The following is a 21,454-nucleotide window of genomic DNA, read 5'->3' on the forward strand; positions in this document are numbered from 1 at the left end:
AGCACTCCTGAGGATCTACGTCCGGAAGCCGACCAATAGCGAGATTTCGCCGTGGCGCACCGTGACCAGCGTCGCGTTTGAAATCGATGGTCACGCTGCGGAGTGTCACCATGCGGCCTCCGTACTCTTCCCGCCGCCCAGGGCCTCCAGCGCGTCGTCGCGTCCGGCCGGCGGCCGGGCCGCGGGTGGCGCCGGCTCCGCGCCGCGCGAGCGCCGCCCGGCGGTGGTCACGATCGCGGCCAGTCCGGTCGTCAGCGGTACGGCGGCGATCAGGCCGAGCGTCGCCACCGCGCTGCGGACGATCTCCTGGGCGAGGAACTCGCTGGTGAGGATCTCACTCACCGGGCGGGAGTCGGCAACCAGGAGGAGCAGCAGCGGCAGCGAGGCGCCCGCGTACGCCAGCACGATGGTGTTGACGGTGGATGCGATGTGGGCCCGGCCGACCCGGGTCGCCGCCCGGTAGAGCTGCCGCCGGGACAGTCCGGGGTTGGCGTGCGCCAGTTCGGTGACGGTGGCCGCCTGGGTGACTGTGACGTCGTCCAGCACGCCCAGCGAGCCGATGATGATGCCGGCCAGCAGCAGCCCGTGCAGGTCCACGTCGCCCTGGAACATGGACAGCGTGGTGGCGTCCTCGCTGCCGAAGCCGGTCAGGTGGGTGGCGGACGTGGCGAGCAGGCCGAGCACGCCGGTGACCACCAGGCTGCCGAGCGTGCCGAGCACCGCGACCGACGTCTGCGCGGTGATCCCGTGGGTCAGGTAGAGCACCACGAACATGATCAACGCGGCGCCCACGATCGCGACCAGCAGCGGCGGCTGGCCGGCGCCGATGCCCGGCAGCACGAAGCCGAGGAGGATGGCGAAGCTGGCCACCAGGCCGCCGAGCGCGGCGAGCCCGCGCCACCGGCCGAACGCCACGATCGCGGCGGCGAACAGCACCATCAGCCAGATCAGCGGCGTGCCGCGCTGGTGCTCGGCGATGTTGTAGGACTTCACCGCCGGGTCGGCCGGGTCGGTCAGCTCGACCAGGACGACCTCGTCTCCGACCGCGACCCGGGGTGCGCCCGGCCCGGCCGGGATCGGCGTCTCGACCTGCCGGCCCGCGTCCGGGCCCTGCTCGGCGGTGACCGTCACCGTGCCGCAGGGGCCACCCCCGCCCTCCGGGGCCTCCGGGGTCGGCGGGCAGGGCTCGGTGACCACCCGGGTCACGGTGCCGTGGTAGCGGGGGACGTCAGCGCCGCCGACCGGCTCCCGGTCCTGCCCGGGCCAGAGCACCAGCGCCGCGATCACTGTGAGCGCGAACAGCGGCACCACCACGGCGACGAGCAGCCGTCGTACGCCCGGCGGCGCGGCGGGTGCGGGGCGGGTGTGGTCGGCACCCATGGCGTCTCTCCCAACGGTCGCGGCGACGCCTGGTCCGCCGGACCGGTCTGGTCACCCGGCCGGCGCGGACGTGTCGACCACGTCCGGGTCGTCGCCCGGCCATGGTAGACAGCCCGGCCGGCCGCTCCCGGGCGGCGCGACCGGTGACGCGCCCCGCTCGGGTCAGGCCAGGCCCGCCCGGCGCCGCCGGTACTCGTCCTCGTCGATCTCGCCGCGGGCGTACCGCTCGTCCAGGATGCGCCGGGCCGTCGTCGGGCCCAGATACTGCGGGCCGGTCCACCGCACGGCCGCCCAGACGAGCCCCGCCAGCACCCCGAGCACCAGCAGGGACCAGATCCACATCCAGCCCATCATCGGGCTCTGCCACATCATCGGGCCGCCCTCCGTCCGTCGCCGCGGGTCCGCCGGTCCGGCCTGCCCGCCACTTCGACGGTACGTCCGCCCGGGCGCGTCGGCACGGGTCGATGTGCCCTGGTCCTGAGGGCCGGAGGTCCCCGCTCAGCCGCGCTTCATCAGGCGCCCGACGGCGGCCATCATCTCGGTCGCCATCTCGTCGGCCCGGCCCTCGGCGGCGCCCTCGTGCATGCAGTGCCGGGCGTGGCCGTCGAGCAGGCCCAGGCCGACCTTGTCCAGCGCCGCCTGGATGGCCGAGATCTGGGTCAGCACGTCGATGCAGTAACGGTCGTCCTCGACCATCTTCTCGATGCCACGGACCTGGCCCTCGATCCGGCGGAGCCGGGCGAGGAGTTGGTCCTTGCTGGCGGTGTAGCCCCGGGTCGGGCTGGACGGCGCGGTCATGAAACCGAGGATAGCGTACCCCTCGGGGGTATGCTAACGTTCGGGACGTACCCCTGGGGGGTATCAGATCGGAGGGCGAGATGGAGACCACCTACCAGGTGAACGGCATGACCTGCGGGCACTGCGTCAACTCGGTGAGCACCGAGCTGAGCGCACTTCCGGGCGTCACCGACGTCCAGGTCGACCTGGCCGGCGGCCGGGTCACCGTCACCAGTCAGAACCCGCTGGACGTGGACACGGTCCGCGCGGCGGTCGACGAGGCCGGTTACGACCTCGTCGGTGTGTGACGGGTCCGGCGGACCCGCGACAACCGAGGAGACACCATGAACACGGCGACGAAGCTCAGCGGCTTCGCGCTCGGCCTCGTGGCGGTGTTCGGCGCGGCGTACGGGATCGGCAACCTGACCGATCCCGTCGCCCCGGCCGCCGAGACCCGACACGACGACACCGACAGCGACCACGGGGCCGGCGACACCGGCCACGGTGACGAGAGCCAGGCGGGCGGCGCCTCCGCGCACCTGCCCGGCGGGCTGCTCGTCTCCGAGCGCGGCTACACGTTCCAGCCCGCCGGCGCCCCGGCCGGGCAGTTCGCCTTCCGGATCACCGGCCCGGACGGCGCGCCGGTCACCCGCTTCGAGGTGGCCCACGACAAGCGCATGCACCTGATCGTCGCCCGCCGGGACCTCTCCGGGTTCCGGCACGTCCATCCGGAGATGACCGGCGACGGCACCTGGCGGGTCGCCTCACCGCTCGGCGGCCCCGGCGTCTGGCGGGCGTTCGCCGACTTCACCCCCGAAGGCGGCGAGCCGCTGACCCTCGGCCTGGACGTCACGGTCCCCGGCGAGCTGACCGCCCGGCCGCTGCCGGCACCGGCGACCAGCACCACCGTCGACGGCTACACGGTCACCCTGACCGGCACGCCGGAGCCGGGCCGCACCAGCCGGCTCACGCTCTCCGTCAGCCGTGACGGGCGGCCGGTCACCGACCTCGCGCCCTACCTCGGCGCGTACGGGCACCTGGTGGCGCTGCGGCAGGGCGACCTGGCGTACCTGCACGTGCACCCGGAGGGCACGCCCGGCGACGGGCGCACACCGGCCGGGCCGGCGATCACGTTCGCCGCCGAGGTGCCCTCGGCCGGGGCGTACCGTCTCTACCTGGACTTCCGGCACGGCGACGCGGTGCACACCGCCGAGTTCACCGTCCTGGCCGGCGACCAGACCGCGCCGGTGCCCACCGCGCCGGCACCCACCACCGCACCGACCCCGGACGCCGGACACGGCACCCCGGGTCACGGGCACAGTTGAGCGCCGGAGGTGCCGCGATGACTGCCACGGGAAAGGCGCTGCCCACCGCGCCGAACCTGATCGAACTGGCGATCGGCGGGATGACCTGCGCGTCCTGCGCCGCCCGGATCGAGAAGAAGCTCAACCGGATGGACGGCGTCGAGGCGACGGTGAACTACGCCACCGAGAAGGCCACCGTCCGGTACGCCGACGACACCGCGCCGGCCGACCTGATCGCCACCGTCGAGAAGACCGGCTACACCGCTGTGGTGCCGCCGCCGCCCGAGCAGGCGGAGGCGGCAGCGGCCGGGGAGCCGGTGGACGAGCTGCGCACCGCGCGTACCCGGCTCTGGGTCTCCGCCGTGCTCACCTTGCCGGTGATCGTGCTCGCCATGGTTCCGGCCTGGCAGTTCGACTACTGGCAGTGGGCCTCGCTCACCCTGGCCGCCCCGGTGGTGGTCTGGGGCGGGCTGCCGTTCCACCGCGCCGCGCTGATCAACCTGCGGCACGGCGCGGCGACCATGGACACGCTCGTCTCGCTCGGCACGCTGGCCGCGTTCGGCTGGTCGCTCTGGGCGCTGTTCCTCGGCGACGCCGGCATGCCCGGGATGAAGCACCCGTTCAGCCTCGACATCACCCGCGGCGACGGTGCCGGCAACATCTACCTGGAGGCCGCCGCCGGGGTGACCGTGTTCATCCTGGCCGGGCGGTACTTCGAGGCGCGCTCCAAGCGCACCGCCGGGTCGGCGCTGCGCGCCCTGCTCGAACTCGGCGCCAAGGACGTGGCGGTGCTGCGCGACGGGCAGGAGACCCGGATCCCGGTCGGCCGGCTCGCGGTCGGGGACCGGTTCGTGGTCCGGCCCGGCGAGAAGATCGCCACGGACGGTGTGGTCGAGGAGGGCACGTCCGCAGTCGACGCCAGCATGCTCACCGGCGAGTCGGTGCCGGTCGAGGTGGGCCAGGGCGACGCCGTGGTCGGCGCCACGGTGAACGCGGGCGGCCGCCTGGTGGTCCGCGCCACCCGGGTCGGCGGGGACACCCAGCTCGCCCAGATGGCGCGACTCGTGGAGCAGGCACAGACCGGCAAGGCGGCGGTGCAGCGGCTCGCCGACCGGATCTCCGGCGTCTTCGTGCCGATCGTGATCGCGCTGGCCGCCGGCACGCTCGGCTGGTGGCTCGGCACCGGCTCCGGGCCGACCGCCGCGTTCACCGCCGCGGTGGCCGTCCTGATCATCGCCTGCCCGTGCGCGCTCGGCCTGGCCACCCCGACCGCGCTGCTCGTCGGCACCGGGCGGGGCGCGCAGCTCGGCGTGCTGATCAAGGGGCCGGAGGTGCTGGAGTCCACCCGCCGGGTCGACACAGTGGTGCTGGACAAGACCGGTACCGTCACCACCGGCCGGATGGCGCTGGCCGAGGTGCTGCCCGCCGACGGCGAGGACGCCGACGAACTGCTCCGGGTGGCCGGTGCGCTGGAGGCCGCCTCCGAGCACCCGATCGCGCGGGCCGTCGCCGAAGCCGCGGCCGAGGCCGGACCGCTGCCTCCGGTCGGCGAGTTCGCCAACGCCGAAGGGCTGGGCGTGACCGGCACCGTCGACGGCCGGACCGTGGTGGTCGGCCGGGCCCGGCTGCTGCGGGAGCGGGGTCTCGACGTACCCGAGGAGGTCGAGCGGGCCGCGACCGGCGCGGAGGCCGCCGGGCGGACGGCGATCCTGGCCGGCTGGGACGGGCGGGCCCGGGGCGTGCTCGCGGTGGCCGACGCGGTGAAGCCGACCAGCCGGGCTGCTGTCGCGCGGCTGCGTGAGCTGGGCCTGAAGCCGGTGCTGCTCACCGGCGACAACACCACTGTGGCGAAGGCGGTGGCGGCCGAGGTCGGCATCGACGAGGTGATCGCGGAGGTGCTGCCCGCCGACAAGGTCGACGTGGTCGAGCGGCTCCAGCGGGAGGGCCGCGTGGTCGCCATGGTCGGCGACGGGGTGAACGACGCCGCCGCGCTGGCCCGGGCCGATCTCGGGCTGGCCATGGGCACCGGCACGGACGCGGCCATCGAGGCGGCCGACCTGACGCTGGTCCGGGGCGACCTGATGGCCGCCGCGGACGCCATCCGGCTCTCCCGGCGGACGCTGGCGATCATCAAGGGCAACCTGTTCTGGGCGTTCGCCTACAACGTCGCGGCGCTGCCGCTGGCGGCGGCCGGACTGCTCAACCCGATGCTCGCCGGGGCGGCCATGGCGTTCTCGTCGGTGTTCGTGGTGGGCAACAGCCTGCGGCTGCGGAGCTTCCGCCCGATCGGGTGAGGGGATTGAGCCGACGGCCGACGGGGTAACCAGTTGTCGTCAGGCAACCGCATCAGTGGAGGTCATCATGGGTCTGGACGACAAGATCGACAACGCTTCCCAGGACACCGCGGGCAAGGTCAAGGAGGGCGTCGGCCGGGCGACCGACAACGAGCGCCTCGAGGCCGAGGGCCGCAACGACCAGGCGGGCGCCAAGCTCAAGCAGGCCGGCGAGAAGATCAAGGACGCCTTCAAGAGCTGAGTACGCGACGCACACACGCCACCGGGTCGGCCCACGGGCCGGCCCGGAGTGCTGTGTACGGACGGTGACGATCCCGAGTGGCGGATGCCACCGTCCACATCGATCCGGCGGGACCACCGGGATCGGCTCCGGTGCATAGGATGCGAGGCGACCTCGAATGCGGAGGAGCTCCTCGATGGCCGATCCCGCCGACCCGTCCGGCTTCGGCCGGGTGCTGTCCGAAACCATGGCCGCGCTCCAGCGGCAGACCGATGCGGGCGAGCAGGTGGCACCGCCGGAAGGCGTCGGTGAGGCCGCAGACGGCCTGATCCGGGTCACCGTCGGCCCACCCGGACAGGTCACCGGGCTGACGCTCGACCCCCGTGTGATGCGGATGGCCAGCGAGGCCCTCGCCGAGGAGATCGAAGCTGCGGTCAACGCGGCGCTCGCCGACCTGCGGGAGCAGGCCGCCACCGCCCCCGGCGAGGTCGACCTGGGCTCGCTCGGTGAGCAACTGCGCCGCATCCAGGCCGACGCGGGGCGCCAGTTCAGCATGTTCACCGACGCTCTGATGCAGGCCCAGGACCGGCTCGCCCGCCAGGACGGGCGCTGATGCCGGTCGAGGTCGATCCGGAGCGGCTGGGTGCCTCCGGATCGGCGCTGGACGGCGTCGCCACCCGGTTCGGTGCGGCGTTGACCGCCTTCCGGGCCGAGCTGGCCGGCTTCGGCCGTCCCTGGGGGGCCGACGACATCGGCTCACTGATCGGCGCCGCCCACGACGAGGTCTCCGCGTTCGCGTTCGAGTGCTTCGACAGCGCGCTCGACGAGATCGCCGCCGCCGGCGCCGACCTCGGCAGGATGGCCGTCCGCTACGCCGAGACCGAGGCGGCCATCACCCGCAACCTCGACGGCCTGCGGCGGAAGCTGGGAGGCTGAGCATGGGCATGGAGCTACCCGGCGAGCTGCGGTCGCTGCTCGGCGTACTCGGCTACACCTGGCCCGAGGCGGACGAGACCAAACTCTTCGAGATGGGCAACGCCTGGATCGGGTTCTCCGGCACCCTCTCCGGCGTGGTCACCGAGGCGAACACCGGTGCGGCGACGGTCTGGACCCAGCACACCGGCCAGGACATCACCGCGTTCCAGACCTGGTGGAACAAGGAGGACAGCCCGGCCGACAGCCTGCGCGACGGCGTCACCGCAGCCGTGCTGACCGGGACCGGGCTGATCATCTGCGGCGCGATCGTGCTCGCCCTCAAGGTCGCCGTCATCGTGCAACTGGTCATCCTGGCCATACAGATCGCGCAGGCGATCGCCACCGCGGCTGTCACCTTCGGCGCCTCGCTGCTGGAGATCCCGATCTTCCATGCGCTGGCCCGGACCATCGTCGGCAACCTCGTCCAGGAAGCCCTCTGGAAACTCGTCGACGGGTGAGGTGACATGGGCGGGGGTAGAGCAGGCGGCCGGTTGATGCGCGCCGCCTTGCGCTTTCTCAAGCGGACGAAGACGCGTAACCGGCCCGACCGGATGAACCCGCACTTCACCGAGCACGTGATGGGCGGCCACGTGAAGCCGGGCATGCCCAAGGGGTCGGGCTACCACTACCGGCCCGGCGGTGAGGACTTCCCCGGTCGCCGGCTTCAGCCCGGCAGTGTCGTCAAGGATCCCAAGACCGGGGCCTACACCGCCAAACCGGAGTTCTTCGATCCGACGCTGAACCCTCCGCACGGGGCCTGGAAGCCGAAGAAGGGCAACGGCGGGGAAAGCTCGTTCTTCCCCGACGACTGGACGCCGGCCCAGGTCGACAACGCCATCACCGGCGCCTTCCAGAATGCGAAGCCGGTACCCGGCACCAGCATGTGGCGTGGCACTCACAAGGGCCTGGTGATCGAGGGTTTCTACAATGGCTCGGGCGGCTTCACCCACGGATGGCCGGTCGTCATCCCATGATCCAGAGGACTTCCGTTGGCGTTCATCAGTTTCTCCGTCGATGAGTACCGGCTCCCGCTGTTCAACGTGACCGATCAGCGCTATCGGGCTCTCGGCGCGTGGCTGATCACCGACGTCTCCGTCTCCTACTCGGCCTGCCTGGACGCCCTGCAGATGATCGACGACGTGGCGAACGGCCGTCCGCTCGACGAGGGGTGGGACAGCGACAAGTACGAGGTCAGTTTCGCCCCCACCGGCGTCGAGTTCGTCAACGAGTGGGTCGCGGACGAGCGGGGCCGCTACTCGCTGGACGAGACCCGCGAGGCGGTCGAGTCCTACTGGCGGTTCCTGGCCGGCCGCCCGGAGAACCGTGAACTGATCCGCGAATACCGGCCCGACCTGCCGCGATGGCAGGCGGAACTGCTCCAGTGGGAGGAGCGGTGGGGCCGGCCGCATCCGTACCGGGGACGGTTGTTCTGATCCGCGCCGGTCAGCCCGGCCGGTCTCCGCTGTCGCCGGCCAGGCGCGCGGCGCGTACCTCCAGATAACGCCGCTCCGGCAGGCTCGTGGTGGCCCGTGCGGCGGCCAGGTACGCGGCCCGGGCCTCCGTACGGTCACCGGCCATGTCGAGCAGATGCGCGCGGACGGCGGCGAGCCGGTGGTGGCCCGCGGTCCGGTCGTCGGCGTCGAGCGTGGCCAGCAGCGACAGCCCGGCACGCGGACCGTCCACCATGGCCACGGCGACGGCCTGGTTGAGCGTGACCATCGGGTTCGGCGCGACCCGCGCGAGCACCCGGTAGAGCGCGACGATCTGCCGCCAGTCGGTGTCCTCGGCGGCGGGCGCCTCCGCGTGGACCGCGGCGATGGCCGCCTGCACCTGGTACGGCCCCGGCGCCGACCAGGTGAGCGCCTCGGTCACCAACGCCACCCCCTCGGCGACGGCGTCCCGGTCCCATCGGCTGCGGTCCTGCTCCGCCAGCGGCACCAGCTCACCGTCCGGCCCGGTACGGGCGGCCCGGTGCGCGTCGGTGAGCAGCATCAGCGCCAGCAACCCGGCCACCTCGCCGTCGTCCGGGAGCAGCCGGCGCAGCTCCCGGGTCAGCCGGATCGCCTCTCCGGTCAGCTCGGCCCGGTGCAGCGCCTCCCCGCTGGACGCGGTGTAACCCTCGTTGAAGACCAGGTAGAGCACCCGCAGCACGGCAGCGAGCCGTTCGTCCCGGTCCGCCGGGGACGGCAGCGTGAAACGCGCACCGGACGCCTCGATCCGCTGCTTCGCCCTGCGGATCCGCTGGCTCATCGTCGCCTCCGGCACCAGGTACGCGCGGGCGATCTCGGCGGTGCTCAACCCGCCCACGGCACGCAGCGTGAGCGCCACCTGCCCGCTGACGGGCAACGCCGGATGGCAGCAGAGGAGCAGCAGCCGCAGCGTGTCGTCCCCGCTGGGCGGATCTTCGTCGGCGGGCGGGGCGACAGTCGCGTACGCGGGCTGCCGGACCGCCACCGCCACCTCGCGTTCCCGGCGGGCGTGCTCGCTGCGCCACTCGTCGGTGAGCCGCCGGGTGGCGACTGTGACCAGCCAGGAGCGGGGACGGTCCGGCAAGCCCTGTTCCGGCCACTGCACGGCGGCGGCGAGCAGCGCCTCCTGCACGGCGTCCTCGCAGGCGTAGAACTGGCCGTGGCGGCGGACGAGCACGCCGAGGACCTGCGGCGCGAGCGTACGCAGCAGGTCCTCGACCACAGTTGCTGTCACATCTCCGTCCCGGCCTGTTCCATCACCGCGCGCACCTCCAGTACGCCGAAACCGTGCCGTACGTCAGGCCAGCGCGCGGCGATCTCGGCGGCCCGCTCCGGGGTCTCGCAGTCGACAGTCAGGTAGCCGGCGAACTGCTCCTTGCTCTCCATGAACGGCCCGTCGGTGACCTCGACGCCGCCACTGGCGGCCGGACGGGCCGTACGGGTCTGCGAGGGGTGAGCGAGCGCCTCGCCGCCGACCAGCTCGCCGGACTCGGTCAGCTCCTTCATGATCTCGTCGACCTCACCGAAGACGGCTGTGCGTTCCGCCTCGGACAGCTCCTCCACGAAGCCGGGCCGGTTCCAGATCAGCAGCATGTACTTCACGGTGCACTCCTCGGGTGCGGGCCACCGGCGGTGGCGCCTCGCAGACGGGTCGGAGCCGGTCCGCCCGATCCGACATCATCCCCCGGGAAAGGTCAGCGGCCCCCGCGCAGCGGACGGCGTGCCGGGCGGCCCGGGTCGAGCGAGGCCCGGTCGGCGGCGCTGGTGCCGGAGACCCAGCCCTGCTCGTCACGCACCTGGAGGCGGTGCCGGGTGGTGCCCGGAAAGAGCTGGTCGACGCGTTCCCGGACGGCATCCGAGCGGGCCGCGAGCACCGGCAGCAGCCGGTCGTCGTCGAGTTCCTCGGCCGCCGCCGCGCTCGCCTCCCGCAGCCGGTCGCCGATGCGCAGCGCGAACGCGTTGAGGAACGACTCGTCGTAGCCCTTGGTGCGCCGCCCGCCGGCCCTGCCGCGCTCGCCCCGGCCGCGCAGCATCGCGGCGGTGGCCTGCACGAGCAGCGAGGTGTGCAGCAGTTCGACCGCCGCCAGGTCGGCCGGGAAACCGAGCACTGTGGCGAAGCCCAGGTCGTCGGACCAGACCGACTCGCACCGGTTCGCCGCCGCCACCTCCTGGATCAGCAGTGCCTTCGCGGCCGCGTACGGGGCGTCGACGCCGATCCGCACGCCGCCCGGGCCGCCGGACCGCTCGGCCCCGGCGTCGAGCAGCGCCGCGTCGATGCTGTGCCGGGCCATCAGCTCCTGCGCCTTCGCGGTGAACGCCTCCGCCTCGGCCGGGTAGCCGGTCGACTCGGCCTTCGCCAGCAGTGCGCGTACCCGGTCGAGCATCCGGGAACCGCTCGGTGTCACGGCGGCGAGTGCGGTGCCCGCCGAGCCGGGCGGCGGCCGGAGCGCCGCGACCGGCGGAAGCCCCGCCACCAGGACGGCCGCGTCGACCGCGTCCCGCAGCGCGGTGATCCGGTCCCCGTCGGCGCGCCGGTCCAGCCAGCCCGCGTCGTCGTCCCAGCGGGCGCCCGTGTCGGTGAGCTGGTCGTCGAACCAGGCCGGTACCGGCGCGGGCAGGGTGCGCCGCTGCGCGGCCATGACGTCGCGCAGCAGCCGGGCGCCGCGCGGCGTGAGCCGCCGGGTGGCGAGCCGGTCCAGGTCGGCGGGCTGCCAGCCCCGCGGCCAGAGCCGGCCCACGTCGCGCGTGAGCCGGGCGAGCAGCGCCGCGTCCACCGCCGCGCCGTCGGCCACGACGAGCCCGTCGAGGGCTCGCTCGGCTTCGCGTACGTCGGTGCCGCGCGCGGTCGCGACGGCGGCGTCGAGCAGTCGCTCGGCTGGTGACACGGGTGGCTCTCCCTGGACTCCGACAGGCGGCAGGTCGCCCACCCCGGCACCGACGGTACCCGGCCCGCCCGTTCAACCGTCCGGGCCCGGCGTCCGTACTCCTGCCCGGAGCGGGGCGGCGCGACGGACGGAGATCGACGTGGGCGGGCACGAGCGGGGGCTGCACCGGCGGCGGAGATCGCGATCAGGGCGGTTCCTGGCGGTGGTCCTGGTCGGGGCCGCGCTCGCCGCCGGCGGGTACGCCGCGCGGCACCCGGACCTGCTGGACCGCATCGAGGTGCGGCGGACCGTGCCGGCGGCGGCACCGAGCGCGCCCCCAGCGGGCGCCCGCGCCGCGCCGACGCCGGTCCCGGCGGCCGGCCGGGTGGCCCCCGGCATCGGCTATCCGGCCCGGGGCGACGGCACCTTCCGCACCGCCGACACGGTCGGCGCGGTCGCCGGCCGCTCCGGTGAGCTGCTGCGCTATCGGGTCGCGGTGGAGGACGGCATCCGCAACGTGGACGTGGAGCGGTTCGCCCGGGACGTCGCCGCCACCCTCGCCGACCGGCGCGGCTGGACCGGCGACGGCCGGTGGCGGCTGCAACGGGTGGGCCGCGACGACCCGGCCGACTTCACAGTGCTGCTCACCACGCCTGTCACCCGGGGGCGGCTCTGCGGCGACCCGAGTGACCGCTACACGTCCTGCCGCAACGGCGACCAGGTGGTGATCAACGTGGCCCGCTGGGTGTACGGGGTGCCGCACGTGACCGATCTCTCCCGCTACCGGCAGTACCTGCTCAACCACGAGGTCGGCCACCGGCTGGGCCGCGGGCACGAGCGCTGCCCCCGGGCCGGCGGCCCGGCGCCGGTCATGGTGCAGCAGACGCTCGGCCTGCACGGCTGCACCCCGAACCCGTGGCCGATCGTGGGCGGCGAACCGCTGGCCGGGCCGTCCGGCCAGTACGACGACCCGATCCCGGCCGGGGACCGCTGAGCGGCCGGTCGGCCGGGTCGTCACCGGGAGAACGAGGCCCAGATGTTCTTGGTCTTCTCGGTGCCGTACCAGCCGACGTCGAGCGAGACCGACTGGGCCAGGAACAGTCCTCGCCCGCCCGAGTCCATCGGGTGGATGTCGGTCAGCTCCGGCACCGAACTGACGTCGTGGTCGGCCACGTCGAGCAGGAACCGGTCGTCGGTGGCGAGCAGCGTGATGATGGTGGGCGGGCGACCGTGCCGCAGCGCGTTGCTGGCCAGCTCGGTGGCGACCAGCACGACCAGGTGCGGCACCTCGTCGAGGTCCGCACCCTGCACCAGGCCGTGCCGGTTCAGCGCGTCGCGTAGGGAGGCGCGCAGGCCGCGCAGATCCTCGGGACTGTCCAGCACCCACCGCTCCAGCTCTGAGGCCTGCGGCGGCGGCGGCGAGGTGCGCAACTGTCCCATGATCTGTCTTTACCCTGCGTAGCCGTTCGCTAAGCAGGTCAGCGCCGCAGCAGTGCGAACACGCCCCACCCCAGATACTCGCGCTGGAAACGGACGTACCGCACCGGGTCCTCGGTCAGCTCCCGCCGCAGCTCCGGGGCCAGTTCGTCGTCCGGATTGGCGTCCAGCCAGCGGCGCAGGTTCAGCCAGTGCGAGGCGGCGTACCGGTCCCAGCTGTCCTGGTCGGCGAGGACCATCTCGACCAGGTCCCAGCCGCACTCTCCGAACGACTCGACCAGGCCGGGCAGATCCTTGAACTCGTCGCGGGACCGGGCGTGCGAGCCGGTGACGGCCTCGTCGTCGGGCGGGTCACGCCGCCAGTAGGGCTCGCCGACGATCGCCATGCCGCCCGGCCGCAGCGCCCGGTCGAGCAGTTCCAGCGTCCCGGGCACCCCGCCGCCGATCCAGGTCGCGCCGACGCAGGCGGCCACGTCGACCGGCCGCTCCGGGGTGTACGCCGCGGCGTCGCCGTGCACGAAACGTACCCGGCCGGCCACGCCGAGTTCGGCGGCGCGCTGCCGGGCGGCGGCGGTGAAGGCGGTGCTGATGTCGACCCCGGTGCCGGTGATCCCGTGGTCACGGGCCCAGGTGCAGAGCAATTCGCCCTTTCCGCTGCACAGGTCGAGCAGCTCGTCGCCGGGCCGCAGCCGGATCGCCCGGCCCAGCGTGGCCAGCTTGACGTCGTCGAACGGGTTGAGGATGGGCAGCTCGCCTTCGCGAATGGTGAACTGGCGCGGCAGGTCCGGTGAGGTCATTCGTGGAGGGTGCGCCGCCCGGTCACGCGGAGCAACGGAATTCCGGTCTGGGCCGGTCCGGGTCTCCTGAGGTACGGTCACCGCATGGTGGTCGAGGAACACTGGTGGAACGGCGTCAGCAACCCTCGCGGACGGCGCGACGTCTACATCCGTACCGACGGAAGCCAGTGGCAGGTCCAGGCGCAGATCGGCGGGGCGAGCGGCCGGTCCCGGATCCAGCAGTGCCCGAGCCGCGGCTCGGCGACGATCCTGGCCGGGGCGTGGCGCGCGAGCGGTTCCGGCTGGCGCGAGATGCCGCGCTGACCTCACGCTCAGTCACGAGGCCCGTGCACCGCGCGATCGACGAGTGACTCGGCGACCTCACGCAGCTTGCGGTTGGAGTCCTGGGACACCCGGGCCAGGATGGCGAACGCCTCGTCGGCCGAGCAGCGCCGCTGCCCCATGATGATGCCCTTCGCCTGCTCGATCACGGCCCGGCTCTGCATCGCCTCCTGCATCTGCTGCGCCAGCGTCGCCGTGCTCTCGTAGAGGTGGACGTTGGCGAGCGCGATGGCGGCGTACCCGGCCAGCGTCTGCGCCAGCTCGACCTGGCGGTCCAGGACGCCGGGCGATGCGCCGTAGATGTTCAGCGCGCCGACCATCGCCTCCTGGATGGGCAGGCCGATCGACAGCGAACTGGCCGCGCCCGCCGCGTGCGCCCGGGCCGCCCACTCCGGCCAGCGGCTCTCCGCCGCCATGTCCGGCACCAGCATGGCGGTGCCGGTGGTGGCGGCGTCCAGGCACGGGCCGCGGCCCTGCGCGTACTGCCACTCGTCGAGCGTCAGCGCCAGCTCGCCGGTGTACGCGGCGGTGTGCGCCTCCGTGCCCTGGACCAGGGTGACCGACACCTCGGCGGTACCGGGCAGGGTGTCCTTGGCGACCTGGGCGATGGTCGACAACACCACGTCGAGGTCGACTTCGTCGTACTTGATCCGGCCGAGTCTGATCAAGGCAGCGGCGAGGTCGGGGTGGGCCTGCGGCATGAGCTGTGACGTCCTTGTGCGAAGCGACGCCGTCGGCCCGGTAGGCCGGGACGGCTGGTGGCGGGGATCGGCCCGTGGTGACGGACCAGCATCCCGATTCCGGCATGGATCGGGACCTGCGCCGCTTCTTGACGCTCGTTCGTGACGCCCCCGACGGGACGTCGACTACCGGGACAACTCTACGACCCGGAGCGGGTGGGTACGACGGGACGTGCCGACCCGTCGCCGGCGGCCGGCAACGCGGGCCGATCGACGACCTCGAACGCGGTGAGCGTGCCGGTGACGCCGAGGACGCGCCGGACCACCGGGGAGGGCCGGTGCAGGACCAGCCGCCGCCCGTGCCGGGTGAGCATCCGCTGCGCCAGCACCAGCGCGTTCGTCCCGTACGCGCCGAAGAAGCTGACCTCCGACAGGTCGATCACCACGAGCGGGGCGGGCGCGGCGACAGCGGACTCCACGAGTTCGGTGAGCAGGTGCGCGTTGCTGAGGTCCACCTCGCCGGCCACCGAGATCCATGTCATGTCCACGCCTGCGTCGCAGCTCAGCCACATGATCGGCTCGTCCCGGCGGAACGCCCCGGACGCCGTGGGGACGTCATGACAGCCGAAGACCGGCCGTTCGTCCGACATGTCACCTCCGACCTCACCGATTGAGGAAGCCTGCGGCGAGGCACGCCGCGAGCAGGGAGGGCACATGTCTTGACCCGTACCCGACGATACGTCGACCGGGTGGACATCGCAGCGTGGGAGGCGTTCGGACCCGCCCGTGCCGGGTACCGTCAGCGGAACGACAGACGCCGATGACCCCGCCAGGACAGGACACGAGGATGGAATCCGCCAGCATGGAACCCGCCGACGCCCTCGCGGAGCTGAGCCGGATCCGGCTCGACGAGGTGGCGCTCGACGACGTCCTGGCACGTGTCGCCGAACTGGCGAACCGGGCGGTCCCGGGCAGCGCGCACGTGTCCGTCTCCCTGGTGCAGGCGGGCGCGAACCGGGCCATCGCCTACACCAGCGACCTGGCCCGCAGCCTCGACGAGTGGCAGTACGCGCACGACGACGGCCCCTGCCTGGACGCCTCGATGAGCGCGGTGAGCATCTGCCTGCCCGATCTGGCCGACGAGCCGCGCTGGCCGGGCTGGGCCGCACGGGCCCGCGCGGCGGGAGTCCAGAGCTCACTGTCGATCGGGTTGCCGATCCAGGAGGCGGTCACCGGGGCACTGAACATCCACGGCGGCGCGCCGCGCGCGTTCGACAAGTCGTCGATCGAGCTGGCGGAGGAGTTCGCGGCGTACGCGGCGGTGGCGCTCGCCAACGCGCACCTCTACGAGAGCACCGCGACGCTGGCCCGGCAGATGCAGGAGGCGATGCGCAGCCGGGCGGTGATCGAGCAGGCCAAGGGCATCATCATGGGCCAGCGGCGCTGCTCGGCCGAGGAGGCGTTCACGCTGCTCGCCAAGCTCTCTCAGGACTCCAACCGCAAGCTGCGCGAGGTGGCCGAGGCGCTCGTCTCCCGCGCCGCCGCCCGCTGAGGTCCGCGCCTCGCCGCTCGCGGTGGCCGACCTGCGCGCGGTCGCGGCGGTGGCCGCGCTGGGTGCGGCGGTCTTCGCCGGGTTCCTCGCCCACCGCCACGGCGAGCTGACCGGCCCGGGTGACGCCTGGTCCCGGGCCGTGCCGATCGGGTTCGCCGCGGTGCTCGGCGCCGGCTGCCGGCACCTCCGGTCGATCGGCGTCGAGGCCCGTCCGGTGACCCGGATCACCGGCCGCGGAGGCGGCGTGAAAAGCGCGTCAAGAAACCGCGGCCGCGCGTGATGGTCGCGTCAAGACCCCTGTCCGTCCGGCGGATACGGCGCTGTGATTGCCCGGCGCGGCCGGGAGGCGGTCGCGAGGACATCTTCCGCTAGGAGAGATCAGCCGTGTCTGACGTGCTGTTCGTGTTGCTGACGGTGGGGCTGTTCGCGGCTCTCGCCCTCGTGGTGAGGGGCGTGGAGAAGCTGTGAACGCCGTCAACGCCGTCGGCCTGGTGCTGGCGATCGGCCTGGGCGTGTTCCTGGTCGCCGCACTGCTGTTCCCGGAGCGCTTCTGATGAGCATGACGACAGCCGGCGTGCTCTTCGTCCTGTCCCTGGTGGTGGCGCTGGTCGCCGTGCACCGGCCGTTCGGCGACCACATGTACCGCGTGGTCGCCGGAACCCGGTCGTCCCGGGTCGAGCGGGGCATCTACCGGCTGGTCGGGGTCAACCCGGCCGCCGAGCAGACCTGGGGCGTGTACGCCCGCTCGGTGCTGGCCTTCTCGGCCGTCTCCCTGCTGTTCCTGTACGCGTTCCAGCGCCTGCAGAACCACCTGTGGCTCTCGCTCGGACTCGACCCGGTGGTGCCGCACGGTGCCTGGAACACCGCTGTGTCGTTCGTGACCAACACGAACTGGCAGTGGTACTCGGGCGAGTCGACGATGGGCCACCTGGTGCAGATGGCCGGCCTGGCGGTGCAGAACTTCGTCTCGGCCGCCGTCGGCATCGCCGTGGCGGTGGCGCTGGTCCGGGGCTTCGCCCGCAGCCGCACCGGCGAGCTGGGCAACTTCTGGGTCGACCTGACCCGGGTCACGCTGCGGATCCTGCTGCCGATCGCGGTGCTCGGCGCGCTCGCCCTGATGCTCGGCGGCGTGGTGCAGAACCTGTCCGGCGGCACCGACGTGACCACGCTGACCGGCGGCACCCAGACCGTCACCGGCGGGCCGGTGGCGAGCCAGGAGGTCATCAAGGAGCTGGGCACCAACGGCGGCGGCTTCTACAACGTCAACAGCGCCCACCCGTTCGAGAACCCGACCGCGTGGACGAACTGGCTGGAGATCTTCCTGATCCTGGTGATCCCGTTCAGCCTGCCCCGGGTCTTCGGCCGGATGGTGGGGCAGAAGCGGCAGGGCTACGCGATCGTCGCCGTCATGGCGATCCTGGCGCTCGCCAGCATCACGCTGACGAACGTCTTCGAGCTGACCGGCGACGGCACGGTGCCGCAGGCGGTCGGTGCGGCGCTGGAGGGCAAGGAGGTGCGCTTCGACGTGTCGAACTCGGCCACGTTCGCGGCGGCCACCACGCTCACCTCGACCGGCGCCGTCAACTCGTTCCACGACTCGTACACGGCGCTGGGCGGGATGATGACGCTCGGCAACATGATGCTCGGCGAGGTCGCCCCCGGTGGGGTCGGCGCCGGTCTGTACGGGCTGCTGATCCTCGCGGTGATCACGGTGTTCGTGGCCGGGCTGATGGTCGGGCGCACCCCGGAGTACCTGGGCAAGAAGATCGGCTCGCGCGAGATCAAGTTCGCCTCGATGTACTTCCTGATCACCCCGGCACTGGTGCTCACCGGCACCGCCGCCGCGTTCGCCACCGGCAACGACTCGACGGCGCTGAACGTCGGGCCGCACGGACTGTCCGAAGTGCTCTACGCGTTCACCTCGGCCAGCAACAACAACGGCTCCGCGTTCGCCGGCATCACCGTGAACACACAGTGGTGGAACACCGCGCTCGGGCTCTGCATGCTGCTCGGCCGGTTCCTGCCGATCATCTTCGTGCTCGCGCTGGCCGGCTCGCTGGCCCGCCAGCAACCCACACCCGCCTCCGAGGGCACCCTGCCGACCCACCGGCCGCTGTTCGTCGGCATGGTCGTCGGCGTCACAGTCGTCCTCGTCGCGCTCACCTTCCTTCCCGCACTCGCGCTCGGCCCGCTGGCCGAAGGGCTGTGACAACCATGAGAGACAAGGACATGACCGCGCCTGCTCAGACTGCCGACGCGCCGACTCCCAGCACGCCGGGCCGCCGGGACCGGGTCGGCGGCGGACTGCTCGACCCTCGCCAGTTGCTCCGGTCGTTGCCGGACGCGCTGCGCAAGCTCGACCCGCGCACCCTGTGGCACAACCCGGTGATGCTGATCGTGGAGATCGGCGCGCTGTTCACCACTGTGCTCGCGGTCGCCGACCCGTCGGTCTTCGCGGTCGCGATCACCGTCTGGCTCTGGCTGACCGTGATCTTCGCGAACCTGGCCGAGGCGGTCGCCGAGGGACGCGGCAAGGCCCAGGCCGACACGCTGCGCCGGGCCAAGCAGGACACCATCGCCACCCGCCTGGTCGGCTGGACGCCCGGTGCCGCCGCGAACGCGTACCGGGACGAGGCGGTGCCCGCCCCGCAACTGCGGCAGGGTGACGTCGTCCTGGTCGAGGCCGGGCAGGTCATCCCCGGTGACGGCGACGTGGTGGAGGGAATCGCCAGCGTCGACGAGTCGGCGATCACCGGCGAGTCCGCCCCGGTGATCCGGGAGTCCGGCGGCGACCGCAGCGCGGTCACCGGCGGCACCCGGGTCCTCTCCGACCGGATCGTCGTCCGGATCACCCAGAAGCCGGGCGAGAGCTTCATCGACCGGATGATCGCGCTGGTCGAGGGCGCCAACCGGCAGAAGACGCCGAACGAGATCGCGCTGAACATCCTGCTGGCCGCGCTGACGATCATCTTCCTGCTCGCCGTCGTCACGCTCCAGCCCATGGCGATCTTCGCCAAGGGTTACCAGGCCGCCGCGCCCGACACCGCGGCGATCACCGACTCCGGCGTCACCGGCGTCGTCCTCGTGTCCCTGCTGGTCTGTCTCATCCCGACCACCATCGGCGCGCTGCTGTCCGCGATCGGCATCGCCGGCATGGACCGGCTCGTGCAGCGCAACGTGCTGGCGATGAGCGGCCGGGCGGTCGAGGCGGCGGGCGACGTCAACACGCTGCTGCTGGACAAGACCGGCACGATCACGCTCGGCAACCGGCAGGCCGCCGAGTTCCTGCCGGTGACCGGCGTGGACGCGGCCACGCTCGCCGACGCGGCGCAGCTGTCCAGCCTGGCCGACGAGACCCCCGAGGGCCGCTCGGTGGTGGTGCTCGCGAAGAACGAGTACGGGCTGCGCGAGCGCGAGCCCGGTCTCATCCCGCACGCCACGTTCGTGCCGTTCACCGCCCAGACCCGGATGAGCGGCGTCGACCTCGACGCCGACGGGGGCGTCCGGCACGTCCGCAAGGGCGCGGCCGCCGCGGTGATGAAGTGGGTACGCGACAACGGCGGCCACCCGACCGAGCAGGTCGGTGAACTGGTCGACGGGATCAGCGGCACCGGCGGCACGCCGCTCGTGGTGGCCGAGCACGTGACCGGGGAACCGGCCCGGGCGCTCGGCGTCATCCACCTCAAGGACGTGGTGAAGGCCGGGATGCGGGAGCGCTTCGACGAGATGCGCCGGATGGGCATCCGCACCGTGATGATCACCGGTGACAACCCGCATACCGCGAAGGCGATCGCCGACGAGGCGGGCGTGGACGACTTCCTCGCCGAGGCCACGCCGGAGGACAAGCTCGCGCTGATCAAGAAGGAGCAGGAGGGCGGCCGGCTCGTCGCCATGACCGGCGACGGCACCAACGACGCGCCCGCGCTGGCCCAGGCGGACGTCGGCGTCGCCATGAACACCGGCACGTCGGCCGCGAAGGAGGCCGGCAACATGGTCGACCTCGACTCCGACCCGACCAAGCTGATCGAGATCGTGGAGATCGGCAAGCAGTTGCTGATCACCCGGGGTGCGCTGACGACGTTCAGCATCGCCAACGACATCGCGAAGTACTTCGCGATCATCCCGGCCATGTTCGCCGGCATCTACCCGTCGCTGGACCGGCTCAACATCATGCGCCTGGCCGGCCCCGAGTCGGCGATCCTCTCCGCCGTCGTCTTCAACGCGATGGTCATCGTGGCGTTGATCCCGCTGGCCCTGCGCGGCGTGCGCTATCGCCCGGCCAGCGCCTCGACGCTGCTGCGCCGCAACCTGTGGCTCTACGGCCTCGGCGGCATCGTGGTGCCGTTCGTCGGCATCAAGCTCATCGACCTGCTCGTCCAGTTCGTCCCGGGGATCTCGTGATGCGCCTTCCCAGTTGGCTCTCCCAGCACCTGGCCGCCCTGCGCGCGGTGCTCGTCTTCACCGTGCTGCTCGGCCTGGTCTACCCGCTCGCCCTGGTCGCCGTCGGCCGGCTCCCAGGCCTCGACGGCAGGGCGGACGGTTCACTGCTCACCGCCGGCGGCCGGACCGTCGGCAGCTCGCTGATCGGCCAGTCGTTCACCGACGCGGACGGCAACCCGGTCCCGCGCTACTTCCAGTCCCGCCCGTCGGCCGCCGGGGACGGCTACGACCCGACCGCCACCGCGGCGGGCAACCTCGGCCCGGAGAGCGTGGTGGACACGCTCACCGGCGATGAGGAGACCTCCGCGCAGAGCCTGCTCACCCAGGTCTGCGCCCGCAGCAAGGCGGTCGGGGAACTCGACGGCGTGGACGGGCGGCGCCCGTACTGCACGCCGGACGGGGTGGGCGCGGTGCTCGCCGTGTTCCGCGCCGACGGCCTCACCGGCCGGGTCACCCGCGTGGTGAGCGTCAACCAGGCCGCGCCCGCGACGCCGTTCGTCGCCACCTGGCAGGGCGTACCGGTGGAGGCGGCGCAGCCCGGCCACGACTACGTGGCCGAGGGCGGCATCGTCACCCCGGTACGCCGGGACGCCCCGGCCCGCCCGGCCGTGCCGGCCGACGCGGTCACCGCCAGCGGCAGCGGCCTCGACCCGCACATCTCCCCGGCGTACGCCCGGATCCAGGTGGCCCGGGTGGCGCGGGAGCGCGGCGCGGACCCGGCGGCGGTACGGCGGCTGGTCGCCGAGCACACCACCGGCCGGGCGCTGGGCTTCATGGGCGAGCCCGGTGTGAACGTGCTGGAACTCAACCTGGCGCTGGACGAGGCGTTCCCGGCGCGCTGACGGAAGTGTTAAGTGAGTGTTTGAGATTCCGGCTCAGGTGTGGGTTGCCTGGGCCGGTTTCGTGTGTCGGGCCAGGCGGGTGACCATGACGTGGATCATGGC

The 21,454-nt window shown here is 72.8% G+C and carries 27 protein-coding genes; 17 read left to right on the top strand and 10 right to left on the bottom strand.

The genetic code is table 11. The features are described 5' to 3' along the window. Nucleotides 1-105: 105 nt before the first annotated feature. The 3 genes from FB454_RS30815 to FB454_RS30825 form a co-directional block, all read right to left on the bottom strand. Nucleotides 106-1,380: a YibE/F family protein gene (locus tag FB454_RS30815; RefSeq protein ID WP_013283778.1), complete on the bottom strand. Its 1,275-nt coding sequence runs from the start codon at nucleotides 1,378-1,380 to the stop codon at nucleotides 106-108. A 162-nt stretch (nucleotides 1,381-1,542) separates the two neighbouring features. After that, nucleotides 1,543-1,752, bottom strand: coding sequence for an SHOCT domain-containing protein (locus FB454_RS30820; protein ID WP_013283779.1), 210 nt, complete (start codon nucleotides 1,750-1,752; stop codon nucleotides 1,543-1,545). Between the two features lie 126 nt (nucleotides 1,753-1,878). Further along, the gene (locus tag FB454_RS30825) at nucleotides 1,879-2,178 is read right to left on the bottom strand and encodes a metal-sensitive transcriptional regulator (protein ID WP_013283780.1); all 300 of its coding nucleotides are present in this window, start codon (nucleotides 2,176-2,178) and stop codon (nucleotides 1,879-1,881) included. A gap of 80 nt (nucleotides 2,179-2,258) precedes the next feature. On the opposite strand from FB454_RS30825, the gene FB454_RS30830 reads away from it, so the two are divergent. From FB454_RS30830 to FB454_RS30870, 9 genes are all read left to right on the top strand, one after another. Continuing rightward, nucleotides 2,259-2,465 carry a heavy-metal-associated domain-containing protein gene (locus tag FB454_RS30830; protein ID WP_013283781.1) on the top strand — a complete coding sequence of 69 codons (207 nt, stop codon included), beginning with the start codon at nucleotides 2,259-2,261 and terminating at the stop codon, nucleotides 2,463-2,465. Nucleotides 2,466-2,501: 36 nt separating this feature from the next. Then, complete coding sequence (locus FB454_RS30835; RefSeq protein ID WP_013283782.1) at nucleotides 2,502-3,482, top strand: hypothetical protein; 981 nt, start codon at nucleotides 2,502-2,504, stop codon at nucleotides 3,480-3,482. A gap of 17 nt (nucleotides 3,483-3,499) precedes the next feature. Then, a complete protein-coding gene (locus tag FB454_RS30840; RefSeq protein WP_145824010.1) occupies nucleotides 3,500-5,755 on the top strand; it encodes a heavy metal translocating P-type ATPase in 2,256 nt (751 codons plus the stop codon). Between the two features lie 67 nt (nucleotides 5,756-5,822). After that, nucleotides 5,823-5,996, top strand: coding sequence for a CsbD family protein (locus FB454_RS30845; RefSeq protein ID WP_013283784.1), 174 nt, complete (start codon nucleotides 5,823-5,825; stop codon nucleotides 5,994-5,996). Nucleotides 5,997-6,171: 175 nt separating this feature from the next. Then, a complete protein-coding gene (locus FB454_RS30850; protein ID WP_145755371.1) occupies nucleotides 6,172-6,588 on the top strand; it encodes a YbaB/EbfC family nucleoid-associated protein in 417 nt (138 codons plus the stop codon). Then, a complete protein-coding gene (locus tag FB454_RS30855) occupies nucleotides 6,588-6,911 on the top strand; it encodes a hypothetical protein (RefSeq protein ID WP_013473788.1) in 324 nt (107 codons plus the stop codon). Before FB454_RS30850 ends, FB454_RS30855 begins: the two co-directional genes overlap by 1 nt. A gap of 2 nt (nucleotides 6,912-6,913) precedes the next feature. Further along, nucleotides 6,914-7,408, top strand: coding sequence for a WXG100-like domain-containing protein (locus tag FB454_RS30860; RefSeq protein ID WP_145755372.1), 495 nt, complete (start codon nucleotides 6,914-6,916; stop codon nucleotides 7,406-7,408). Between the two features lie 36 nt (nucleotides 7,409-7,444). Further along, the gene (locus tag FB454_RS30865; RefSeq protein WP_013283788.1) at nucleotides 7,445-7,924 is read left to right on the top strand and encodes an EndoU domain-containing protein; all 480 of its coding nucleotides are present in this window, start codon (nucleotides 7,445-7,447) and stop codon (nucleotides 7,922-7,924) included. Nucleotides 7,925-7,939: 15 nt separating this feature from the next. After that, nucleotides 7,940-8,383 carry a hypothetical protein gene (locus FB454_RS30870; protein ID WP_013283789.1) on the top strand — a complete coding sequence of 148 codons (444 nt, stop codon included), beginning with the start codon at nucleotides 7,940-7,942 and terminating at the stop codon, nucleotides 8,381-8,383. Nucleotides 8,384-8,393: 10 nt separating this feature from the next. On the opposite strand, the gene FB454_RS30875 is transcribed toward FB454_RS30870, so the two are convergent. From FB454_RS30875 to FB454_RS30885, 3 genes are all read right to left on the bottom strand, one after another. Further along, nucleotides 8,394-9,653 (bottom strand): RNA polymerase sigma factor, encoded by a 1,260-nt coding sequence (locus FB454_RS30875; RefSeq protein ID WP_013283790.1) that lies wholly within the window; start codon nucleotides 9,651-9,653, stop codon nucleotides 8,394-8,396. After that, the gene (locus tag FB454_RS30880; protein WP_232236732.1) at nucleotides 9,650-10,012 is read right to left on the bottom strand and encodes a YciI family protein; all 363 of its coding nucleotides are present in this window, start codon (nucleotides 10,010-10,012) and stop codon (nucleotides 9,650-9,652) included. The genes FB454_RS30875 and FB454_RS30880 overlap by 4 nt, the downstream gene beginning before the upstream one ends. Before the next feature lie 101 nt (nucleotides 10,013-10,113). Next, nucleotides 10,114-11,304, bottom strand: coding sequence for a DUF2786 domain-containing protein (locus FB454_RS30885; RefSeq protein ID WP_071096985.1), 1,191 nt, complete (start codon nucleotides 11,302-11,304; stop codon nucleotides 10,114-10,116). A 139-nt stretch (nucleotides 11,305-11,443) separates the two neighbouring features. Between FB454_RS30885 and FB454_RS30890 the strand changes: the two genes are divergently transcribed. Continuing rightward, complete coding sequence (locus tag FB454_RS30890) at nucleotides 11,444-12,277, top strand: DUF3152 domain-containing protein (RefSeq protein ID WP_145755374.1); 834 nt, start codon at nucleotides 11,444-11,446, stop codon at nucleotides 12,275-12,277. A 20-nt stretch (nucleotides 12,278-12,297) separates the two neighbouring features. Here FB454_RS30890 and FB454_RS30895 read toward each other — a convergent pair whose 3' ends face one another. Together FB454_RS30895 and FB454_RS30900 are read right to left on the bottom strand one after the other, a co-directional pair. Beyond that, nucleotides 12,298-12,723, bottom strand: coding sequence for an ATP-binding protein (locus FB454_RS30895; RefSeq protein WP_013283794.1), 426 nt, complete (start codon nucleotides 12,721-12,723; stop codon nucleotides 12,298-12,300). 38 nt (nucleotides 12,724-12,761) lie between these two features. Continuing rightward, nucleotides 12,762-13,517: an SAM-dependent methyltransferase gene (locus FB454_RS30900; protein ID WP_145755375.1), complete on the bottom strand. Its 756-nt coding sequence runs from the start codon at nucleotides 13,515-13,517 to the stop codon at nucleotides 12,762-12,764. 84 nt (nucleotides 13,518-13,601) lie between these two features. Between FB454_RS30900 and FB454_RS30905 the strand changes: the two genes are divergently transcribed. Then, on the top strand, nucleotides 13,602-13,820 hold the full coding sequence (locus FB454_RS30905) for a hypothetical protein (protein ID WP_013283796.1): 219 nt from the start codon (nucleotides 13,602-13,604) through the stop codon (nucleotides 13,818-13,820). A gap of 8 nt (nucleotides 13,821-13,828) precedes the next feature. Here the strand turns inward: FB454_RS30905 and FB454_RS30910 are convergent, their stop codons facing one another. Together FB454_RS30910 and FB454_RS30915 are read right to left on the bottom strand one after the other, a co-directional pair. Next, nucleotides 13,829-14,539 (bottom strand): GAF and ANTAR domain-containing protein, encoded by a 711-nt coding sequence (locus tag FB454_RS30910; protein ID WP_013283797.1) that lies wholly within the window; start codon nucleotides 14,537-14,539, stop codon nucleotides 13,829-13,831. 179 nt (nucleotides 14,540-14,718) lie between these two features. After that, complete coding sequence (locus tag FB454_RS30915) at nucleotides 14,719-15,168, bottom strand: STAS domain-containing protein (protein ID WP_145755376.1); 450 nt, start codon at nucleotides 15,166-15,168, stop codon at nucleotides 14,719-14,721. 197 nt (nucleotides 15,169-15,365) lie between these two features. On the opposite strand from FB454_RS30915, the gene FB454_RS30920 reads away from it, so the two are divergent. The 6 genes from FB454_RS30920 to FB454_RS30945 all read left to right on the top strand — a co-directional run bounded on the left by FB454_RS30920 (nucleotide 15,366) and on the right by FB454_RS30945 (nucleotide 21,352). After that, a complete protein-coding gene (locus tag FB454_RS30920) occupies nucleotides 15,366-16,070 on the top strand; it encodes a GAF and ANTAR domain-containing protein (RefSeq protein WP_013283799.1) in 705 nt (234 codons plus the stop codon). Nucleotides 16,071-16,092: 22 nt separating this feature from the next. Further along, nucleotides 16,093-16,350 carry a hypothetical protein gene (locus tag FB454_RS30925; protein ID WP_030272865.1) on the top strand — a complete coding sequence of 86 codons (258 nt, stop codon included), beginning with the start codon at nucleotides 16,093-16,095 and terminating at the stop codon, nucleotides 16,348-16,350. Nucleotides 16,351-16,534: 184 nt separating this feature from the next. Further along, nucleotides 16,535-16,624 carry a K(+)-transporting ATPase subunit F gene (kdpF, locus tag FB454_RS30930; protein ID WP_036311210.1) on the top strand — a complete coding sequence of 30 codons (90 nt, stop codon included), beginning with the start codon at nucleotides 16,535-16,537 and terminating at the stop codon, nucleotides 16,622-16,624. Then, nucleotides 16,624-18,279: a potassium-transporting ATPase subunit KdpA gene (kdpA, locus tag FB454_RS30935; RefSeq protein WP_030272860.1), complete on the top strand. Its 1,656-nt coding sequence runs from the start codon at nucleotides 16,624-16,626 to the stop codon at nucleotides 18,277-18,279. The genes kdpF and kdpA overlap by 1 nt, the downstream gene beginning before the upstream one ends. A 20-nt stretch (nucleotides 18,280-18,299) precedes the next feature. Then, nucleotides 18,300-20,471: a potassium-transporting ATPase subunit KdpB gene (gene kdpB, locus FB454_RS30940; protein ID WP_145824011.1), complete on the top strand. Its 2,172-nt coding sequence runs from the start codon at nucleotides 18,300-18,302 to the stop codon at nucleotides 20,469-20,471. Further along, on the top strand, nucleotides 20,471-21,352 hold the full coding sequence (locus FB454_RS30945; protein ID WP_145824012.1) for a potassium-transporting ATPase subunit C: 882 nt from the start codon (nucleotides 20,471-20,473) through the stop codon (nucleotides 21,350-21,352). The genes kdpB and FB454_RS30945 overlap by 1 nt, the downstream gene beginning before the upstream one ends. The last annotated feature ends 102 nt before the right edge of the window (nucleotides 21,353-21,454 follow it).

This window comes from Micromonospora sp. CNZ297 (assembly GCF_007827625.1).

Coding starts and splice junctions, on each gene's coding strand:
- FB454_RS30850 (WP_145755371.1), top strand. CDS start 6,172: ATGGCCGATCCCGCCGACCCGTCCGGCTTCGGCCGGGTGCTGTCCGAA.
- FB454_RS30815 (WP_013283778.1), bottom strand. CDS start 1,380: ATGGGTGCCGACCACACCCGCCCCGCACCCGCCGCGCCGCCGGGCGTA.
- FB454_RS30835 (WP_013283782.1), top strand. CDS start 2,502: ATGAACACGGCGACGAAGCTCAGCGGCTTCGCGCTCGGCCTCGTGGCG.
- FB454_RS30830 (WP_013283781.1), top strand. CDS start 2,259: ATGGAGACCACCTACCAGGTGAACGGCATGACCTGCGGGCACTGCGTC.
- FB454_RS30945 (WP_145824012.1), top strand. CDS start 20,471: ATGCGCCTTCCCAGTTGGCTCTCCCAGCACCTGGCCGCCCTGCGCGCG.
- FB454_RS30840 (WP_145824010.1), top strand. CDS start 3,500: ATGACTGCCACGGGAAAGGCGCTGCCCACCGCGCCGAACCTGATCGAA.
- FB454_RS30920 (WP_013283799.1), top strand. CDS start 15,366: ATGGAATCCGCCAGCATGGAACCCGCCGACGCCCTCGCGGAGCTGAGC.
- FB454_RS30900 (WP_145755375.1), bottom strand. CDS start 13,517: ATGACCTCACCGGACCTGCCGCGCCAGTTCACCATTCGCGAAGGCGAG.
- FB454_RS30905 (WP_013283796.1), top strand. CDS start 13,602: ATGGTGGTCGAGGAACACTGGTGGAACGGCGTCAGCAACCCTCGCGGA.
- FB454_RS30825 (WP_013283780.1), bottom strand. CDS start 2,178: ATGACCGCGCCGTCCAGCCCGACCCGGGGCTACACCGCCAGCAAGGAC.
- FB454_RS30860 (WP_145755372.1), top strand. CDS start 6,914: ATGGGCATGGAGCTACCCGGCGAGCTGCGGTCGCTGCTCGGCGTACTC.
- FB454_RS30895 (WP_013283794.1), bottom strand. CDS start 12,723: ATGGGACAGTTGCGCACCTCGCCGCCGCCGCCGCAGGCCTCAGAGCTG.
- FB454_RS30855 (WP_013473788.1), top strand. CDS start 6,588: ATGCCGGTCGAGGTCGATCCGGAGCGGCTGGGTGCCTCCGGATCGGCG.
- FB454_RS30820 (WP_013283779.1), bottom strand. CDS start 1,752: ATGATGTGGCAGAGCCCGATGATGGGCTGGATGTGGATCTGGTCCCTG.
- FB454_RS30865 (WP_013283788.1), top strand. CDS start 7,445: ATGCGCGCCGCCTTGCGCTTTCTCAAGCGGACGAAGACGCGTAACCGG.
- FB454_RS30910 (WP_013283797.1), bottom strand. CDS start 14,539: ATGCCGCAGGCCCACCCCGACCTCGCCGCTGCCTTGATCAGACTCGGC.
- kdpB (WP_145824011.1), top strand. CDS start 18,300: ATGACCGCGCCTGCTCAGACTGCCGACGCGCCGACTCCCAGCACGCCG.
- FB454_RS30880 (WP_232236732.1), bottom strand. CDS start 10,012: ATGCTGCTGATCTGGAACCGGCCCGGCTTCGTGGAGGAGCTGTCCGAG.
- FB454_RS30915 (WP_145755376.1), bottom strand. CDS start 15,168: ATGTCGGACGAACGGCCGGTCTTCGGCTGTCATGACGTCCCCACGGCG.
- kdpA (WP_030272860.1), top strand. CDS start 16,624: ATGAGCATGACGACAGCCGGCGTGCTCTTCGTCCTGTCCCTGGTGGTG.
- FB454_RS30845 (WP_013283784.1), top strand. CDS start 5,823: ATGGGTCTGGACGACAAGATCGACAACGCTTCCCAGGACACCGCGGGC.